Below are 16,937 nucleotides of genomic sequence, written 5' to 3'. Positions count from 1 at the left end.
TTATTGGAATATATTATATTTAATTTAAAATTAATCTTGTAATATACGCCAATGAAAAATTTCTTTTCTAATCTGTTTGGTCGAAATAACGACCCTGAATCTATTATTTCATTTGATATAATCGATTCGATTTATGCCTATTTGTATCATGAGTCAAATAATATTGAATTAAAAGTAAAGGGAATTCGCGATGCCGTTTCGGTGAATTTGTACACATTTCCCACTTCATTAGATCACGAAGAAGGCAGAGCAGAAATTGAAAAAGCAGGTTTTAAAAATGCTTATGAAGTTTTAAATGAACTTTATAAAAAAATCGACATTGGAGTTCTTACCGATGAAATAATGCAGCAGGAATTAGAATATGATTTTATCCACATTCAATTCTATTCAGATCCGAGTGCGGAAGTCAAAAAATACTTTAATTACGTTTTAAATAATTTTATCATCTTTTTTTGCTGTACGAATAGTGCAGAAACAAACGATTTTAAAATCTTATATTCAAGCAGTCATTTTATAGATTATACAAAAGGCATATTAGGAACCGAGCCTCTGGATGTAAAAAATCCTAAAAATGAAACGCAGGAAATTGGAATTAAAGATTTTAAAATAGTACTGCAGGCAATTTGCCAGTATTTAGAAATTGAAATTCCGGAAAGTGTGGAACTTCCTTCAACAGAAAATTTACTGGAAATCGAAGAAGTTACAATTAACACTTTTGAAGAGTTTATAAAACTGGTTTCAAGAGGAGATATCGAAGAAAAAGAACTGAAAAAACAATCAAAAAAGCTTTTTAAAGATTTTAAAAACGAAGCAAAAGACTACTACGAAAAAGTAGAAGGACATTTTGATTTCTTTGAAAGCATTGACGCATGGAACAGTGACTGGAAATTTGATCCCGAAGATGCCGAATATTTTATTTCTGAAATGATGGGCGAAGATCTTAACTTCAATTATCCGGAAGAAACCTATAGCCATGATTTGTTTCCGTATATTCAATCGGCATTAGAAAAGCACGATCTTGAATTGATGACTTACGATACACACGGCGATAATTATTTGTTTTTTCTAGCAAATAAAAATGACGTGAACAGAATAGTGCAATTGTCTGAATTGACGAAGATTGAGGTTAATCAGTTGTAATATTGTATTTGATTTTTGTGGCAAAGTATTATGCGGGAGTAAGCGGATAAAACGGATTCGCTAAGCGAAAACGCGGATAAAAACGGATTTTTTTTATGCTCATTTTTTGTCATTTCTCGTTCATCGAAATGACAAGATTGTGAAAAAACTTCAATATTATAAATATTAAATACTCCGTTAGGAGTTAAATGTTGGTAGTAAAAATATAGATATACCATATAATGTCTCGTAGAGACTACACAATTTATCTGCAAATTTTTTCGCGTGAGGGATAGAAGCAAGCTACCGAAGTAGCGCGGATAGCCCGACAGCAATAAAAAAAGGGGCGACTAAGCAATTGCAATAGTCAGCCCCTTTTTTTATTGGTGGCACGCCCAGATTATCCTTTACGGAATCAGAATAATTTTCCCGGTACTTTTTCGGCTTTCCAGATAATCATGCGCCAGTTTTCCTTCTGATAATTTGAAGGATGTTGGATTTGAAAGCGTAAGTTTTCCTTCTGTAATCCATTGAAATAATTGGTTGGCTCTTTTGGTTCTTTCTTCTTTAGAATTTAAATAACTCCATAAATCACCGCCGGTTAGAGTTTTTGAGCCATCCATTAGCATTCTCGGATCTACAGGTGCAGGATCGCCGCCCGCCATTCCGAAGAAAACAACCTGACCGCATTCTTTGGTAACTTCAAAACTTTCCATCAAAGTACTTCCAATACTGTCGTAAACAACATCAACACCTTTAGAAGCTATTTCAAAAACCTGAGATTTCCAATCTTCGTTATAAAGAAAAACATGATCTGCGCCTTGTTCGATTGCCACTTTTGCTTTGTCTGACGATGAGGTTAAACCAATCACATTCGCGCCCAGAAGTTTACTGATTTGTGTTAGAAATTGCCCAACTCCGCCTGCAACCGCATGAATTAAAACAGTTTCGCCTTTTATGGTTTTATGACTGTCGGTTGCTAAGTAATGCGCTGTTAGACCTTGCAATAAAATAGAAGCTGCGGTTTCAAAAGAAATAGCTTCGGGTAAAGGCAAAACGTGATTTGTATTTACGGCAACTAACTCTGCATTTGCAAAAGGAGCATCGGCGAAAGCCACACGATCGCCAACCTTATATTCGGAATGATTATTGGAATCGACCACAATTCCGGCACCTTCGTAACCGGCAATAAAAGGCGGGTTTCCTTTTAGGTGATAATTTCCTTTTCGTCTGTAAACATCAGCAAAATTTAATCCGATGGCTTTCATTTCGACTAAAATCTCATCGCTTTTTAATTCCGGATTTGGAATCTCTATATATTCTAAAACATCTGAATCCCCGAAAGTGGAGAAGGTAAGTGCTTTCATTTTTTTGTATTTTTAGGAATACAAAGTAAGTGAAAAATTGGTCTTAGTGTAAGCATTGAGTGGTTTTAACACATAGAACATAGCTCTGCAGCTTCATAAAAAGGCATTTCATTTGTTTAAATACGCATAAGCTGACTATGTGAGAGAAATGAGTTTCTTTTTTATATTCTTTTTAGTTGTAAAAAATCTATGTTTCTATGTGTTTAAAAAATGCGCTATTAAATTTTAGGGAATTTCATGTCGTTGAAAGTGCTTTTTTGTGCTGCTAATTTTTCGATTTCATCCCATTTTCTTGGAGATTCAGCAGATAGATTTTCGTATGAATCTTTTTTTATTAGAATGTCGTCTTCAATACGAACACCAATATTCCACCATTTTTTATCGCATTTACTATTTGCCGGAATATAAATTCCAGGTTCAACAGTAAGGATCATGTTTTCTTTTAAGTTGCCCATATAATTTCCTTTGTCGTGAACATCTAAACCAAGAAAATGCGAACATCCATGTGGATAATATATTTTGACATCATTAGGATCGGTAATAATTCCCAATTTGATTAATCCGGCAGCGATCACTTCTTTAGATTTTTTATTCAAATCCTGAATTGGTGTTCCTTCTTTGCAGATTTTAAAAACTTCTTCCTGAGCATCATAAACCAATTGATAAATGGCTTTTTGTTCTGGCGTAAATTTTCCGTTTGCCGGAATTGTTCTCGTAACATCGGCAGAATAACCGTGATATTCAGAACCAACATCCATCAGTAATAATTGATTGTCGATTTTTGTAGCATTGTTTTCTCCATAATGCAAGATACATCCGTTTGCTCCAGCGCCTAAAATTGGCGGATAACCTTCGCCTTCAGAGCCGTAATGTCTGTGAACATAAGCGTGAATTCCATCCGCTTCATTTTCGCTCATATCCGGACCAACAGCTTTCATAACTTCGTTGTGCGCAATACAGGAAAGTTTTACGGTTTTGCGCATTAAAACTATTTCCTCGGGTGTTTTTATTTCTCTTAATGAGTTTGTAATCGTTCTGAAAAGTTCTAAAGAAGCTTCGTTTTCTATAGTAATTCCTGCTTTAGTTTTAAAGGTTTCCAACAAACCAAAAAGATCAAAACCGCTTTTGTCTTTTCCAATATCTGTTGGAATTTTGTCGTAGATTATTTTGTCGAACTTTTTAAAATCGATTGCAAAATCTTTAAAGTCTTTACCGTTATAAGCGGTTGAAAGTCCTAGTTTAGATTTTGCTCCCTCAACTCCTAAACGTCTTCCTGTCCACATTTCGCGGTTTGCGTTTTTTTCTCTTACAAACAATACTTCATTATACGTTTCTCCGGTTCCCTGATTTTCTTTAAAAATCAATAAAACGGCATCTGGTTCTTTGTATCCTGTTAAGTAAAATAGATCTGGATTTTGGTGGTAATTGTAGTTAATATCTTTTGAAAAAACTCTTTCAGGATAAGAAAAAACTACGGCTACAGAATTGGCAGGCATCAAAGTTCTGAAAGCATCTCTGCGGCCTTTATGAAATTCTTTTGTTAGATAATCTGTTGGTAAATTTTCCTGTGAATGGATTTGGGTAATGGTAATTACGAAGGCAAACAATAAAAGAAATTGCTTCATTTTTGTGGTTTTTTTATTTGATTATTTTAGTTTTTTGACCGTTGCAAATTACAAAAAAATACAATTGTATAATGGAATTTAAGTTCTGTATTACTATTCTCTTTAAGAAAAATGTGTAACTTAGAGATGAGAAGATGTCAATTATTGTTGAAAGTTTTTCTGTTTAAAACTTAAAACCGGGCATGAATATTGAGAAAAGATATTAAAGGCTAATTTTTAATCTTCAAAAAAAACAAATCATTTAATTTAAAAAGACACATTATGAAAAAACATACCATTGCAATCGTTTCGGTTTTAACCTTATTACTTGTTTCATGTATGGCATCAAAAGAAAACAAAAGCTCGGCCAGTATTTATGATACAACTTGGGAATTAGAATATATTTCAGGACCAAGAATTGCTTTTGAAGGATTGTATCCAAATAAAAAACCACAAATTACTTTTGATCAGAAAGAAAAAAATGTTTTTGGTAATAGCGGATGTAATGGCTACAGTGCGCCATTTACTTTAAATGGAAATTCTTTGACTTTTGGAGAGCCGGGACCAACTACAATGATGTTTTGTGATGGTGGCGGAGAAGGACAATTTTTACAGCAGATGAAAAAAATCACAAGTTATTCTATTGATAAAGACGGAAAACTAAATCTAATTCAAGGCGATGTGCCGATGATGAGATTTAAAAAAGTAGCTAAATAACTTTAGTTTAAAAAATGGGTTATAAAAAATGGGGAAATGAATTTAATTCATTTCCCCATTTTTTATATATAGAATTTATTTCTTTTTGAGTTTGTCTTTAAAGACTTTCTCGAATTTCGCCATTTTAGGCTGAATTACCATTTTGCAATACGGCTGATTTTTGTTGTTTGCATAATAGTTCTGATGGTAATCTTCGGCTTTATAAAACTTAGTAAACGGTTCGACTTTTGTCACAATCGGACTGTCATAAACTTTTGCTTTGTTAAGTTCGGCAATGATACTTTGAGCTGCCTTTTTCTGTTCTTCGTTTTTATAAAAAATCACAGAACGATATTGCTTTCCCACATCGGCGCCTTGTCTGTTTAAAGTTGTAGGATCGTGAACAGTAAAGAAAACCTGGAAGATTTCATTAATATCTGTTACGTTTTTGTCGTACGTAATTTGTACCACTTCGGCGTGACCGGTTGTTCCGGTGCAAACTTCTTCATAAGTTGGATTGGCAACTTTTCCGCCGGAAAATCCTGAAACAACAGATTTTACTCCGTTTAAGTTTTCGTAAACCGCTTCAACACACCAATAACATCCTCCACCAACGGTGATGGTTTCCAGGTTTGAAGCTTTTTTTGTTTGTGCAAATCCGTTAAGGGATAAGGCAAAAAGGAAAATAAGAATTGTATTTTTCATATTGAGAATATTTATTTTTGAGAATCAGGAATAAAATCAAGCGCGATCGAATTCATGCAATAACGTTTTCCGGTTGGTGCTGGTCCATCATCAAATAAGTGACCTAAATGTCCGCCGCATCTTCCGCAAAGCGCTTCAATTCTTTCCATTCCAAGAGAATTGTCATTTTTATAAACGACGCTTTTTTTGTTGTCTTGTTCAAAAAAGCTTGGCCATCCGCAGCTGCTTGAAAATTTTGCTCCCGATCTGAAAAGCAGGTTTCCGCATGAAGCGCAATAGTAAGTTCCTTTTTCATCCGTGTTCCAGTATTTTCCTGTAAAAGGTCTTTCTGTATCTGCCTGACGCATTACCGCATAAACATCATCCGGAAGTACTTTTTTCCATTCGGCATCGCTAACGTTTAATTTTGTCGTGTCTGTATTCGAGTAATATGGGTTTCCGGGTTTATCGATTTTGTTTTCCATAACAACAGTTTTTGTATTTTGTTTTTTTGAAGATTGTCCGCAAGCCTGAAATATAAAGAGCGGAAGTATAAAGCAAAGACTGAAAAATTGGATTCTTGTTTTCATAATTTTAGTGAGGCTTTAAATTTGTAAACCAAAGGTACGACGAGAGTTGGCTTAGAAATGTCGTGTCGTTTACAATTGAGATTTTTTTAAGTATGTTTTAACTTTTTTTTATTTACGTAAATGCAATGGGTTTAGTTTTTTGGACTTATTTTTAGGGGAATTTAAAAGGAAAAAATATTTTTAAAGTTTTGAATACTAAATACTTGTAAAACTGTAGGCTCGTTAAACTTTTCACAATCTTTTTTAGGATTTTCAAGCCATTTCTTTTTTCGTATTTTTGTTTGTACAAAACGCCCTATGATAGAAGAAAACGTAATATTAGTCAATCAAAACGATGAACAAATTGGCTTAATGCCAAAATTGGAAGCGCATGAAAAAGCTCTTTTGCACCGTGCATTTTCGGTTTTTATTTTAAACAGTAAAAATGAAATCATGCTGCAGCAGCGTGCACATCAAAAATACCATTCGCCTTTACTCTGGACAAATACTTGTTGCAGTCATCAGCGTGAAGGAGAAACAAATATCGAAGCCGGAAGCCGAAGATTATTTGAAGAAATGGGTTTTAAAGCTGAATTGAAAGAACTTTTTCATTTTATTTATAAAGCGCCTTTTGATAACGGTTTAACAGAGCACGAGCTCGACCATGTAATGATTGGGTATTATAATGACAATCCGGCGATTAATACTGATGAAGTGGAAGACTGGAAATGGATGAAAATTGAAGATATTAAAGAAGATATTGAAAAACAGCCCGAAATTTATACTGTATGGTTTAAAATAATTTTTGATGAATTTTATCATTTTTTAGAAGACCATAAAATTTAACAATATACCAACCAAACCTAAATGAGAGTAACCATATCAAGAAAAGCACATTTTAATGCTGCACATCGATTGCACAGGAAAGATTGGACATTTGAAAAAAACGATGCCGTTTTTGGAAAATGCAATAACGCCAATTTTCATGGTCATAATTATGGTTTAACAGTAAGTGTTACAGGAAAAATTGACCCCGAAACTGGTTTTGTTTTAGATGTGAAAGTATTGGCGGATATTATACTGGAAGAAGTAGAAATTCCGTTTGATCACAAAAACCTGAATCTGGATGTCCCGGAATTTCAGGATTTGAATCCAACAGCTGAAAATATTGCCGTTGTGATATGGAATAAAATTAGAAAAAGAATTCAGCCCGATTTTGATTTAGAAATCGTCCTGAATGAAACGGACCGCAATTTTGTAACTTATAAAGGAGAATAATAAATGTCATTAAAAACAGGAGATATAGTTCCGAATTTTACTGCAAAGGATAGTCACGGAGAAGTTTTTGAAAGCCGAAATGTTTTGGGTCGAAAGCCTCTGGTGATTTATTTTTATCCAAAAGATAATACACCCGGTTGTACCACTGAAGCTTGTAGTTTTAGGGATCAATACGAAGATTTCAAGGATTTAGGCGCTGAAGTTATTGGAATTAGTAGTGACAGCGTAAAATCGCATCACAAATTTGCCAAGAAACATGAATTGCCTTTTATATTATTGTCTGATCCTGATAAAAGATTGAGGCAGCTTTTTGGAGTCCGCAATAATTTATTTGGACTTTTACCAGGAAGGGTAACTTATATTATAGACAGAAATGGTGTTGTGATTTATGTTTTTGACAGCATGAATGCCGCAAAACACATTCCGAAAGCATTAGAAACAATTAGAGAATTAGTATTATAAATTTACATATTAACATCAAAAATAATTAATTAACATATTAGCCAAAAAAGAAAAACTTATGAAACCGAAAACGTACCCATTACAATTTGAACCAATTTTAAAAGAAAGAATCTGGGGAGGAGAAAAACTAAAAACTATTCTTAACAAACCAATTACTTCTAAAATAACTGGCGAAAGCTGGGAATTATCAACTGTAGAAGGCGACGTGAGTGTTGTGGCTAATGGTGAGTTGAAAGGAAAATCGTTGATGGATCTTATTGACGAAACTCCAAACGAAATTTTGGGAACTGAAGTTTACAAACGTTTTGGAAAGCAATTTCCGTTACTTTTTAAATATTTAGATGCGAGAGAAGACCTTTCGATTCAGGTTCACCCGAATGATAAACTGGCAAAAGAACGTCATAATTCTTTTGGTAAAACCGAAATGTGGTATGTTACACAAGCTGATCCGAATTCAAGAATTATTGTTGGTTTTAAAGAAAACTCCAGTAAAGAGGAATATCTGAAACATTTAAATGATAAAACTTTAGTTTCAATTTTAGATACTGTAACGGCAAAACCGGGAGATGTTTTCTTTTTAGAAACAGGAACCGTTCACGCCATTGGAGCAGGATTGGTGGTTGCTGAAATTCAGCAAACCTCTGATATAACTTACCGTTTGTACGATTTTGATCGTAAAGATGCACAGGGAAACACCAGAGAACTTCATGTTGATTTAGCACTTGATGCGATAAACTATAATAAAGTAGATACACAGAAAAAATATGAAACAAAAACCAATACATCAAATGTAGTGGTAGATTGCCCGTATTTTACAACCAATTTTCTTCCGTTAGAAAATAAATTGGAAGTTTCTAAATCAGGAGCAAGTTTTACGGTTTATATGTGTATCGAAGGCAGTTTTGAAATTGAATATGACGGTTTCAAACAATCGTATAAAAAAGGAGATACCATTTTGGTTCCGGCTGAGATTAATGCATTTATTTTAACTGGAAATGCTTCTATTTTAGAAATTTACATTTCATAGCGCTTAATAGAAAGATTATGTGTATTTTTGCAGTCGCAAATTAAAATAAAAATAAAAATGGCAAACGTTAAAAATTTAAAGAAAGATATCAATTTCGTATTAGGAGATATTATTGAGGCAATTTACTTATTTGAAATGTCTACTTCAGGAAATCCTACTCCAGAAACGAATGCTTTGATCGATCAGGCTATCGCTGCTTTTGATACTTTGATCACAAAAGTGAATGCAAAGAACGTTGAAAACAAAAAAGCGCATTTCAAACAAATCAATGTTGAATTGGAAGAAACTGCTAATCAATTGATTGCTAAAATCAACGAATTATAAGCAAAAAAAAGTATAAAAAAGTGCAAATTTATTTTGGTAAAACGAAAAACCGCTTTATATTTGCACCCGTAATGAGTCGCCAGCGTAGCTCAGTTGGCTAGAGCAGCTGATTTGTAATCAGCAGGTCGTGGGTTCGAGTCCCTCCGCCGGCTCAACATAAAACCATCCTTTTTTAGGATGGTTTTTTATTAAAATAAAGAAGTGAATTTATTTTGGAAATTGAAAAAACCATTTTATATTTGCACCCGTAATGAGTCGCCAGCGTAGCTCAGTTGGCTAGAGCAGCTGATTTGTAATCAGCAGGTCGTGGGTTCGAGTCCCTCCGCCGGCTCAACGTAAAACCATCACTTTTTAAGTGGTGGTTTTTTTGTTTTATAGCAATTATGAAAAACACAACATTTTATTAAATCTCTTTATATTTCTTTTTTCATAGCCCGAGGTTTCAACCTTGGGGAACGTATTATGAAAACGTATTATGAAAACGTGTTGTGAAAATTCATTGTGAAATATATTGCGTCCCAATGGTTGAAACCATTGGCTATGTCTGGAAAATTGGAATTTATTAAGTTAATTGCTTTAATCGTTTTTCTTGTCTGAAAAATTGTATTTTTGCTTGTATCGTAAAGCTTAAAATATGTTTTTTACATATTGTTGCTGTTACACTTAATTATTATCTTTGAATTATGGGCACACTAACAAAACAAAATCATATAGGGCGAAAAATTAGCCGTATTCGTGAAATGAGAGATATGAAGCAAGAAGCGTTAGCACAAGCTTTAGGTACAAATCAACAAGCAATTTCGGCTATCGAAAATAGTGAAACGATTGATGAAGATAAACTTCAGGCAATTGCGGAAGCACTTGGTGTAAGTGTAGAAGGAATAAAAAACTTTTCAGAAGAAGCAATTTTTAATATTATTGGTAATACAATCAATAATAATGATAATGCTTCAATGAATTCCAATATTCAATATCAGCCGACTTTTAATCCACTTGATAAAGTTGTGGAATTATATGAGCGTTTAGTCCAGGTTGAAAAAGAGAAAGTTGAATATTTGGAAAAAATACTTAAAGGAAAATAAGCTAAAAAAAATGTAAAAAGAAAGCCCTTGAATATTCAAGGGCTTTCTTTTTATGGATTAGAAACTTTTTGTTCTTCTTTCTTTATTTCATTAACAAACTTCGTTAACTTTTTACCGTAAAGTGATTGCGCTACTTTTGGAGTCATTGATTTTTGAATTGTATCCAGAAACTTTACATTGATGTCGTAAATCTCTGCTAAAGCTATATAAGGTGCAATTTCGTGGTCTTTATGGTTAATGGCAAAGTTTGTAGCATACAAATATCTTCTTTTGATATTAGATTGTTGTTTTGCATCAATGCTGTCAACTGCTTTTTGATCTTGTCTTTTTATTGCATTAAATTTTGATTCAACCATAGAAAGGTTTTCATCATTAAAACGAGAATTTATCTTTTTGTATTCTTCATATAATTCCTGATTTTTAGATCCGGTAATTTTTGCACCGTAAATAAAATTATCAAGATTGGTATCGATATTCATATTGCCCGGTTCAGCAAAAAACAAAATATTATTGTCAAGCGAATTGGTTACTCCGCGATCCAGGAATAAGTACAATACTTCTGGCGATTCTAATTTAATATCTCTTTCAAAAGCTGAATTTCCGTCTATTTTGATAGAGTCAATAGCAACAAGTGAAGTGTCAACAACTCTTTGAATATATAAAGTTCCGTTTTTTAATCCTTTAATATTTCCTGTTAAGTGTAAACCGTCAGTAGATTCTTTTTTGCTGCATGATGCTAATAGTGCAATTGCAGCAAAGGCAATAATTGATTTTTTCATTGGTTTTTAGATTTTGCTGCAAAATAAAGAAAATAGTTTGAATGTGAAGTTCTCGGTGTTTAATTTTTAATAAAAATAAATCCCAATCTATTTCTAAATTGGGATTCCTGATTTTCAGTAATTTATTTGGTTACATTGCTAACTCAAATGATAATCCGTTTTCGTTAGTATACGTGTATCTGCTGTCGCAAGTATTGTTTCCGTAATCAACAACACCATTTAATATTCCGCCCTGAACTTTTAGTCTTCCTTTCGAAACAAATTCACAAGAATATTTTTTAATCAAAGTTTCCTGAACCGTTAACGTTAAGATTTCGCCACTTGGAGAAGTTACCATATGAGTTCCTTCTGTCATTTCATAAACGTTGTCATCAAGTACAAACGGAGTATCAACGCCGGCAGTTTGTTTTACGACAACCATTCCGGAGTTAAGATAAATTCTTCCCGCTAAATCAGTGAATTTTCCATTGGTCACTTTTCTGCTAAATTGTGGTACAGTGGCAACCGTTGTAGTATTGGTGTATTCTATAGTTCCTTCCAGTTTAATGCCGGCAATTGAATAGTCAATTCTTTCTATGGTCATTTTGCTTCCTGTTGTTGTAATTGGTCCGGAAAGTGTGACTTTTAGTTTTCCTTTTTTTGCAATTTGATTGTCTGTACAACCTGTTCCGTAATCTACAGTATATACTTTTGGATAAGAATCGGCACTTTGCTGATTTACTGTAACTGTAGCGCAAATTCCTGGCGCAGCTTCTGTTGTTTTTGCTGCCGGATTTTTAGTTGAAACGAATAATCCTGTTTTAATATCCATTTCATTAGCAGCATCAATTGCCATTGAAGCTCCAACAGAAGATACATCGGTTTGAGCAATCGGTTCACTGTCATTGCTGGAACAAGAAATATATATAAATCCTGTTGCACAAATGGTTAGCAATAAAATAATAGATTTTTTCATAGTAGTTTTGGTTTTTGATTAGGTTTAAATAGTATTCAAATGTAATAAAAAAAATAAATGGCAATAAAAAATCCTGTAAGCAAAGTCTACAGGATTTTAAAACGTTTTTTTATATCAAAATGTTTTATAGAAGAATGATTTTTTTAAACGGTTTTGTAATATTCACTTTTCGCTTTTCTGATTTTTTTATATTCTTCCCAATCAAATCGCACTAAAAATTCTGAAGCTTTTTGTGCACCACGAATAAAAAGATCAATTTTTGCATCTTCTGTCAGGTTAAAGTTAAGCCAGTTGTGACTTCCGGTATCGATGTATCCAATAAGGTTTTTAAAATCAGGATTCTTTCTTAAAAACTCGGAGTCGTAGCCATATCGCGCAGTATCAAACATAGAACTGATGACATTGGTTAATTTTTCATTTTTATGGATTTCATTTTTATCATAACCCAGTTTTATACCAAAAGTAGGAGAGGCCGGAACATTTAAATTTTCATGAAAAATATCAATTGGGAAATTTGAAATTATCCCTCCATCCATAAACATAACTTCAGACGGAACAGAAGTTCTTAAACAGGTTGCATCGTTCCATTTATTCCAGGCTTCAACACCGGTTGGAATATTTTTTATTTTAAAAGGAGAAAAAAATAAAGGGATAGACATAGAAGCGCGAACAAAATCGGCGGGATTTTGCACATCAGGATTAGAGTAAAACAAATCCATCATTTTAGGAAAAACAATTTTGCTTTCTGTAGTGATGTCGGCGGCAATTATGGCCATTTCGCTCCAATGATCTTGTCTCGTATATTCTTCTTTGTCTCCGTAATTAATGCTGTTTATTCGAAATAACTTATTTTTATCTGAAACTCCTTTTAAGCGTAAAGCTCTTAAATCAGCATAATTTTTAATTCCTTTTTGAGAAAGAAGATTCGAAATCCACTGGTAGAAATTATTACCCGGATTTAAACCCAGATCATCTTTAAAATTGTCAACAACCTGACAGCCTTTCATAACTAGTTTTACATTTCCGGCATCGCTGAGTAAGGTGTCAATAAATTCGCGTGCGTCATGATCTCCATCTACAAAATCGTATAAGTTCTTATTGCACAAACAATCCAATATCCATTCTGATTTTTCAATATCACAGGTTCCTGCAGCGGCCATAAGCATCGTATTGATACTTCCGGCAGAAGTTCCGGCGAGACTTAAAAACCGAATTCCCATTTGTTCTAACACATATACATACCCAACCAGGGCAATTCCTAATACTCCGCCGCCTTCCTGTACTAAATCAACATATTGGCAATTATGAACATCAACGATATCAGAATATTTTTTATCCTTGATCTGCTCTTTTAAATCTTTTAAAATTGTCAAAATCTCTCCATTCTCCGTAAATTTTCTCTTATCCATGACTTTTTAATTTTAATATTGATAATCAATAAGTTATGATTTAGGGAGATGTAAAAGTATAGAATGCTCTTGTGTTTGAAAAGGGGATTATTACCCATTTTTTGTACACAAAAAGTCTGGTTCGGGCATAAAAAAACCTGCAAATAATATTTGCAGGTTTAGTAATATAGTAAGATGTGAAAATCTTTATTTAATCATTTCAAAACTTCTTTTTACGAAAGCCGTTAGTGCTTCTCCTTTTAATAAGTTTTGAGATAATTTAGCTAAATCTAAAGCTTGTTTTACCAAATGTTCCTGATGCGTTTTGTCTTCAGTATTCAAAATGTTGGTAGCCAAATCAGAATTGGTATTTACAACCAAATTGTACATTTCCGGCATATTACCCATTCCGAACATTCCGCCACCGCCAGACTGACTCATTTCTTTCATTCTACGCATAAATTCTGGTTGCGTAATAATGAAAGGATCTGCCTGACTATCCATAGCTTCTAACTGAACAGAATATGCTTTAGGAATATAAGCTTCTAACGAAGTTTTTAATTTTTCTTTTTCTTCATCAGATAATTTAGAAATCGTGTTTTCGTCTTTTTTGATTAAGTTGTCAATGTGATCAGAGTCAACACGAACGAAAGTTAAGTCTTTATTATCACCTTCAATTTTTTGAATTAAGTGTGAAATAATCGGAGAATCTAAAAGCAATACTTCATATCCTTTGTCTTTCGCAGTTTGAATATAAGAGTGCTGAGCATCTTTGTTTCCTGCATAAAGAACAACTAATTTTCCGTCTTTATCTGTTTGATTTTCTTTTAAATTCTCTTTTAATTCTTCAAGAGTAAAATATTTATCGTCAACCGTTGGATATAAAACAAATGCACCTGCTTTTTCGTAGAATTTATCTTCAGAAAGCATTCCGTATTCTAAAACGATTTTAATATCGTTCCATTTTGCTTCAAAGTCAGCACGGTTTTCGTTGAATAATGCTTTTAATTTATCGGCAACTTTACGTGTAATGTAGTTAGAGATTTTCTTAACCGCACCATCCGCTTGTAAACCAGAACGGGAAACGTTCAACGGAATATCCGGAGAATCAATAACTCCTTTTAGCATTGTCAAAAATTCAGGTACAATTCCTTCTACGTTATCTGTAACGTAAACCTGGTTTTGATACAATTGAATTTTGTCTTTCTGAATTTGCATATCAGAACCTAACTTAGGGAAATACAGGATTCCAGTTAAGTTAAAAGGATAATCTACATTTAAATGAATGTTGAATAACGGCTCTTCAAATTGCATTGGATACAATTCTCTGTAGAAGTTTTTATAATCTTCATCAGATAATTCAGTTGGCTGTTTTGTCCACGCCGGATTTGGATTATTGATGATATTATCAGTTTCAACAGTTTCATTTACGTAATCTTCAGGAGCATCTTCCGGTTTTGGAAGTGTTTCTGTTCTTGTTCCGAATTTAATCGGAATAGGCATAAATTTATTATACTTATTTAGTAAGCCTGCGATTTTAGAATCTTCTAAAAATTCTAGAGAATCTTCGGCAATATGCAAGATGATTTCTGTACCACGTGAAGTTTTGTCAGCCGGTTCTAACGTAAATTCAGGACTTCCGTCACATGTCCAGTGTGCAGCAGGCTCATCTTTGTATGATTTTGTAATGATTTCTACTTTTTCTGCAACCATAAAAGCAGAATAAAAACCAAGACCAAAGTGTCCGATAATTCCAGAATCTTTTGCAGAATCTTTGTATTTATCAAGGAATTCTTCGGCTCCGGAAAAGGCAACCTGATTAATGTATTTTTCTACTTCATCAGCAGTCATACCCAAACCCTGGTCAATGATGTGGATTTTTTTGCCTTCCTTATCAACTTTGATTTCAATAACAGGATTTCCGTATTCTACTTTAGCCTCACCAATACTAATTAGGTGTTTCAGTTTTAAAGTAGCATCGGTTCCGTTTGAAACCAATTCACGTAAGAAAATCTCGTGATCGCTGTATAAGAACTTTTTGATTAAGGGAAAGATGTTTTCTACCGAAACATTAATTTTACCTGTTGTCATATTTTATAAATTTAGTTTAACGTGATGATTCTCATTTCTTCAAATAGAATACCAATTATTTAAGGGTGACAAAATGGCGCAAGTGTTAATTTTGAAAGAAAATAATTAGATTTTAAAACTAAACTTATTTCTATGAATTGTATCTTTGTAATATAATAATTGTTAAACTGTAAGTATTAACTTAAAAAAAAATGTATAAAATGAAGAAAATTATTTTCATTTGCATGGTTGCCACGATGTTTTTTGCGTGTAAATCATCTTCGTCAACAGCTTCAACTGAGGCAACTACGCTTTCGACTAAACTTGACCGACCTACTCAAGTAGCTATTAAAGGAAATTGGGTTTTAACCAATGTTTCTTATCCGGGTTCTGATTATATCAAAGTAAATTCTTTTGATCTTGCAGATTCTAAATGCTTCATTGGTAGTACATGGAACTTTATTTCAAACAATAATAAGGGTACAATGACTTTAAATGCTCCTAGTTGTACTGCATTTACATCTCCAATCGTATGGAGTATCAACAATCAGGGACTTTTTGTTCTTAAAATTGTAGATCCGGGTTTAAAATCAAAAAATGTTAAATCAGGATATTTGCTAAAAGTAGCCGGATTGACTGATAATTCATTTCAGTTAATCGATAACATTAATGTTGGTGGACAAACTAAGGATGTAACATACCAATTTCAAAGAGCAAATTAATATTAAAAAGAATAAATATGAAAAAGATAACAGTTTTAGGGTTGAGTAGTTTACTTGTATTAGTTAGTTTTTTTGCAAGTTGCGACTCAGTTAAAAATGCAAATAATACACAAAAAGGTGCGGGAATTGGAGTGGTTGCCGGAGGACTTATTGGTGGTATTTTAGGAAATAATTTAGGAAAAGGCGGTAATGCTGCTTTGGGTGCTGCAATTGGTGCTGCCGTTGGTGGTGGAACTGGTGCACTTATTGGAAACAAAATGGACAAACAAGCCCGTGAAATTGATCAGGCTTTGCCAGGTGCAGATGTAGAAAGAGTTGGAGAAGGAATTCACTTAACTTTGAATGAAAATGCAGTTCGTTTTGATACTAATAAATCAACATTGACAAGTACTGCAAAAGCAAATTTAGATAAATTAGTTCCTGTATTTAATGAATACGGAGATACTGATATTCAAATTTTTGGTTATACTGATAACACAGGAAAACCAGAATATAACTTAACACTTTCAGGACAAAGAGCTGCTTCAGTGCAGGCTTATTTAGTTGCAAAAGGATTAAAATCAAGCCGTTTCAAAACTTCAGGTTTAGGAATTGTTGATCCAATTGCTACAAATGATACTCCGGAAGGAAGAGCCCAAAACCGTCGTGTAGAGTTTTCAATTACTGCAAACGACAAAATGGTAAATGATGCGAAGGCTGAAGCCGGAAAATAATTTAGCTCACAATATAATTTTAAAAAAGCTGTTTCAATTGAAGCGGCTTTTTTTTTGACTTTAGAAATTAAACATTGTAAATTTGCTCTCTCAATTAT

18 protein-coding genes and 2 tRNA genes are annotated in these 16,937 nt (G+C 33.4%); 12 read left to right on the top strand and 8 right to left on the bottom strand.

Translation table 11 applies throughout. The features are described from left to right. Positions 1 to 51: 51 nt before the first annotated feature. Positions 52 to 1,140 carry a DUF6630 family protein gene (locus AC3QL1_RS01435; protein WP_492494510.1) on the top strand — a complete coding sequence of 363 codons (1,089 nt, stop codon included), beginning with the start codon at positions 52 to 54 and terminating at the stop codon, positions 1,138 to 1,140. Positions 1,141 to 1,526: 386 nt separating this feature from the next. On the opposite strand, the gene AC3QL1_RS01430 is transcribed toward AC3QL1_RS01435, so the two are convergent. Both AC3QL1_RS01430 and AC3QL1_RS01425 read right to left on the bottom strand, forming a co-directional pair. Then, positions 1,527 to 2,486, bottom strand: a complete 960-nt coding sequence (locus AC3QL1_RS01430) for a quinone oxidoreductase family protein (RefSeq protein WP_492494508.1) — start codon at positions 2,484 to 2,486, stop codon at positions 1,527 to 1,529. 218 nt (positions 2,487 to 2,704) lie between these two features. Continuing rightward, positions 2,705 to 4,111 carry an aminopeptidase P N-terminal domain-containing protein gene (locus AC3QL1_RS01425; RefSeq protein WP_492494507.1) on the bottom strand — a complete coding sequence of 469 codons (1,407 nt, stop codon included), beginning with the start codon at positions 4,109 to 4,111 and terminating at the stop codon, positions 2,705 to 2,707. Positions 4,112 to 4,372: 261 nt separating this feature from the next. Between AC3QL1_RS01425 and AC3QL1_RS01420 the strand changes: the two genes are divergently transcribed. Next, positions 4,373 to 4,807 carry an META domain-containing protein gene (locus AC3QL1_RS01420; RefSeq protein WP_492494505.1) on the top strand — a complete coding sequence of 145 codons (435 nt, stop codon included), beginning with the start codon at positions 4,373 to 4,375 and terminating at the stop codon, positions 4,805 to 4,807. Between the two features lie 75 nt (positions 4,808 to 4,882). On the opposite strand, the gene msrA is transcribed toward AC3QL1_RS01420, so the two are convergent. Further along, on the bottom strand, positions 4,883 to 5,491 hold the full coding sequence (msrA, locus tag AC3QL1_RS01415) for a peptide-methionine (S)-S-oxide reductase MsrA (RefSeq protein WP_492494503.1): 609 nt from the start codon (positions 5,489 to 5,491) through the stop codon (positions 4,883 to 4,885). Positions 5,492 to 5,502: 11 nt separating this feature from the next. Further along, positions 5,503 to 6,060, bottom strand: a complete 558-nt coding sequence (gene msrB, locus AC3QL1_RS01410) for a peptide-methionine (R)-S-oxide reductase MsrB (protein ID WP_492494501.1) — start codon at positions 6,058 to 6,060, stop codon at positions 5,503 to 5,505. Positions 6,061 to 6,357: 297 nt separating this feature from the next. On the opposite strand from msrB, the gene idi reads away from it, so the two are divergent. The 8 genes from idi to AC3QL1_RS01370 all read left to right on the top strand — a co-directional run bounded on the left by idi (position 6,358) and on the right by AC3QL1_RS01370 (position 10,212). Beyond that, complete coding sequence (idi, locus tag AC3QL1_RS01405) at positions 6,358 to 6,885, top strand: isopentenyl-diphosphate Delta-isomerase (protein ID WP_492494499.1); 528 nt, start codon at positions 6,358 to 6,360, stop codon at positions 6,883 to 6,885. A 21-nt stretch (positions 6,886 to 6,906) separates the two neighbouring features. Next, positions 6,907 to 7,317: a 6-carboxytetrahydropterin synthase gene (locus AC3QL1_RS01400; RefSeq protein ID WP_042565962.1), complete on the top strand. Its 411-nt coding sequence runs from the start codon at positions 6,907 to 6,909 to the stop codon at positions 7,315 to 7,317. A gap of 3 nt (positions 7,318 to 7,320) precedes the next feature. After that, on the top strand, positions 7,321 to 7,779 hold the full coding sequence (locus AC3QL1_RS01395; RefSeq protein ID WP_492494497.1) for a peroxiredoxin: 459 nt from the start codon (positions 7,321 to 7,323) through the stop codon (positions 7,777 to 7,779). A gap of 58 nt (positions 7,780 to 7,837) precedes the next feature. Continuing rightward, positions 7,838 to 8,806, top strand: a complete 969-nt coding sequence (locus AC3QL1_RS01390; RefSeq protein WP_492494496.1) for a type I phosphomannose isomerase catalytic subunit — start codon at positions 7,838 to 7,840, stop codon at positions 8,804 to 8,806. A gap of 57 nt (positions 8,807 to 8,863) precedes the next feature. Continuing rightward, on the top strand, positions 8,864 to 9,130 hold the full coding sequence (locus AC3QL1_RS01385) for a hypothetical protein (RefSeq protein ID WP_055093243.1): 267 nt from the start codon (positions 8,864 to 8,866) through the stop codon (positions 9,128 to 9,130). Between the two features lie 78 nt (positions 9,131 to 9,208). Next, a tRNA-Thr gene (locus AC3QL1_RS01380) sits at positions 9,209 to 9,282 on the top strand. Positions 9,283 to 9,387: 105 nt separating this feature from the next. Beyond that, positions 9,388 to 9,461, top strand: a tRNA-Thr gene (locus AC3QL1_RS01375). A 352-nt stretch (positions 9,462 to 9,813) separates the two neighbouring features. Beyond that, the gene (locus AC3QL1_RS01370; protein WP_492494494.1) at positions 9,814 to 10,212 is read left to right on the top strand and encodes a helix-turn-helix domain-containing protein; all 399 of its coding nucleotides are present in this window, start codon (positions 9,814 to 9,816) and stop codon (positions 10,210 to 10,212) included. A gap of 50 nt (positions 10,213 to 10,262) precedes the next feature. Here AC3QL1_RS01370 and AC3QL1_RS01365 read toward each other — a convergent pair whose 3' ends face one another. From AC3QL1_RS01365 to htpG, 4 genes are all read right to left on the bottom strand, one after another. Continuing rightward, positions 10,263 to 10,991, bottom strand: a complete 729-nt coding sequence (locus tag AC3QL1_RS01365) for a DUF4369 domain-containing protein (RefSeq protein WP_492494492.1) — start codon at positions 10,989 to 10,991, stop codon at positions 10,263 to 10,265. A gap of 130 nt (positions 10,992 to 11,121) precedes the next feature. Continuing rightward, the gene (locus tag AC3QL1_RS01360) at positions 11,122 to 11,946 is read right to left on the bottom strand and encodes a hypothetical protein (protein ID WP_492494490.1); all 825 of its coding nucleotides are present in this window, start codon (positions 11,944 to 11,946) and stop codon (positions 11,122 to 11,124) included. 143 nt (positions 11,947 to 12,089) lie between these two features. Further along, entirely contained in the window at positions 12,090 to 13,355 is a 1,266-nt protein-coding gene (locus AC3QL1_RS01355) for a patatin-like phospholipase family protein (protein ID WP_492494488.1), read from the bottom strand. Positions 13,356 to 13,541: 186 nt separating this feature from the next. Then, positions 13,542 to 15,425 carry a molecular chaperone HtpG gene (gene htpG / locus AC3QL1_RS01350; RefSeq protein ID WP_492494486.1) on the bottom strand — a complete coding sequence of 628 codons (1,884 nt, stop codon included), beginning with the start codon at positions 15,423 to 15,425 and terminating at the stop codon, positions 13,542 to 13,544. Between the two features lie 200 nt (positions 15,426 to 15,625). Here htpG and AC3QL1_RS01345 point away from each other — a divergent pair, with 200 nt between their 5' ends. Together AC3QL1_RS01345 and AC3QL1_RS01340 are read left to right on the top strand one after the other, a co-directional pair. After that, entirely contained in the window at positions 15,626 to 16,126 is a 501-nt protein-coding gene (locus tag AC3QL1_RS01345; RefSeq protein ID WP_492494484.1) for a lipocalin family protein, read from the top strand. A 17-nt stretch (positions 16,127 to 16,143) separates the two neighbouring features. Beyond that, complete coding sequence (locus AC3QL1_RS01340) at positions 16,144 to 16,839, top strand: YiaD family glycine zipper/OmpA-like lipoprotein (protein WP_115847209.1); 696 nt, start codon at positions 16,144 to 16,146, stop codon at positions 16,837 to 16,839. The last annotated feature ends 98 nt before the right edge of the window (positions 16,840 to 16,937 follow it).

This window comes from Flavobacterium sp. GW823-FHT04A11, from assembly GCF_058796535.1.
Note: the sequence above shows the minus strand (reverse complement) of the source record. Positions and strands in the feature narration are given on the sequence as shown.

Excerpts from the sequence above, each read along its gene's own strand:
- AC3QL1_RS01370 (WP_492494494.1), top strand. The coding sequence starts at position 9,814 with ATGGGCACACTAACAAAACAAAATCATATAGGGCGAAAAATTAGCCGT.
- AC3QL1_RS01400 (WP_042565962.1), top strand. The coding sequence starts at position 6,907 with ATGAGAGTAACCATATCAAGAAAAGCACATTTTAATGCTGCACATCGA.
- AC3QL1_RS01385 (WP_055093243.1), top strand. The coding sequence starts at position 8,864 with ATGGCAAACGTTAAAAATTTAAAGAAAGATATCAATTTCGTATTAGGA.
- htpG (WP_492494486.1), bottom strand. The coding sequence starts at position 15,425 with ATGACAACAGGTAAAATTAATGTTTCGGTAGAAAACATCTTTCCCTTA.
- AC3QL1_RS01390 (WP_492494496.1), top strand. The coding sequence starts at position 7,838 with ATGAAACCGAAAACGTACCCATTACAATTTGAACCAATTTTAAAAGAA.
- AC3QL1_RS01360 (WP_492494490.1), bottom strand. The coding sequence starts at position 11,946 with ATGAAAAAATCTATTATTTTATTGCTAACCATTTGTGCAACAGGATTT.
- AC3QL1_RS01365 (WP_492494492.1), bottom strand. The coding sequence starts at position 10,991 with ATGAAAAAATCAATTATTGCCTTTGCTGCAATTGCACTATTAGCATCA.
- AC3QL1_RS01425 (WP_492494507.1), bottom strand. The coding sequence starts at position 4,111 with ATGAAGCAATTTCTTTTATTGTTTGCCTTCGTAATTACCATTACCCAA.
- AC3QL1_RS01355 (WP_492494488.1), bottom strand. The coding sequence starts at position 13,355 with ATGGATAAGAGAAAATTTACGGAGAATGGAGAGATTTTGACAATTTTA.
- AC3QL1_RS01340 (WP_115847209.1), top strand. The coding sequence starts at position 16,144 with ATGAAAAAGATAACAGTTTTAGGGTTGAGTAGTTTACTTGTATTAGTT.
- AC3QL1_RS01435 (WP_492494510.1), top strand. The coding sequence starts at position 52 with ATGAAAAATTTCTTTTCTAATCTGTTTGGTCGAAATAACGACCCTGAA.
- idi (WP_492494499.1), top strand. The coding sequence starts at position 6,358 with ATGATAGAAGAAAACGTAATATTAGTCAATCAAAACGATGAACAAATT.
- AC3QL1_RS01395 (WP_492494497.1), top strand. The coding sequence starts at position 7,321 with ATGTCATTAAAAACAGGAGATATAGTTCCGAATTTTACTGCAAAGGAT.
- AC3QL1_RS01345 (WP_492494484.1), top strand. The coding sequence starts at position 15,626 with ATGAAGAAAATTATTTTCATTTGCATGGTTGCCACGATGTTTTTTGCG.
- msrA (WP_492494503.1), bottom strand. The coding sequence starts at position 5,491 with ATGAAAAATACAATTCTTATTTTCCTTTTTGCCTTATCCCTTAACGGA.
- AC3QL1_RS01430 (WP_492494508.1), bottom strand. The coding sequence starts at position 2,486 with ATGAAAGCACTTACCTTCTCCACTTTCGGGGATTCAGATGTTTTAGAA.
- AC3QL1_RS01420 (WP_492494505.1), top strand. The coding sequence starts at position 4,373 with ATGAAAAAACATACCATTGCAATCGTTTCGGTTTTAACCTTATTACTT.
- msrB (WP_492494501.1), bottom strand. The coding sequence starts at position 6,060 with ATGAAAACAAGAATCCAATTTTTCAGTCTTTGCTTTATACTTCCGCTC.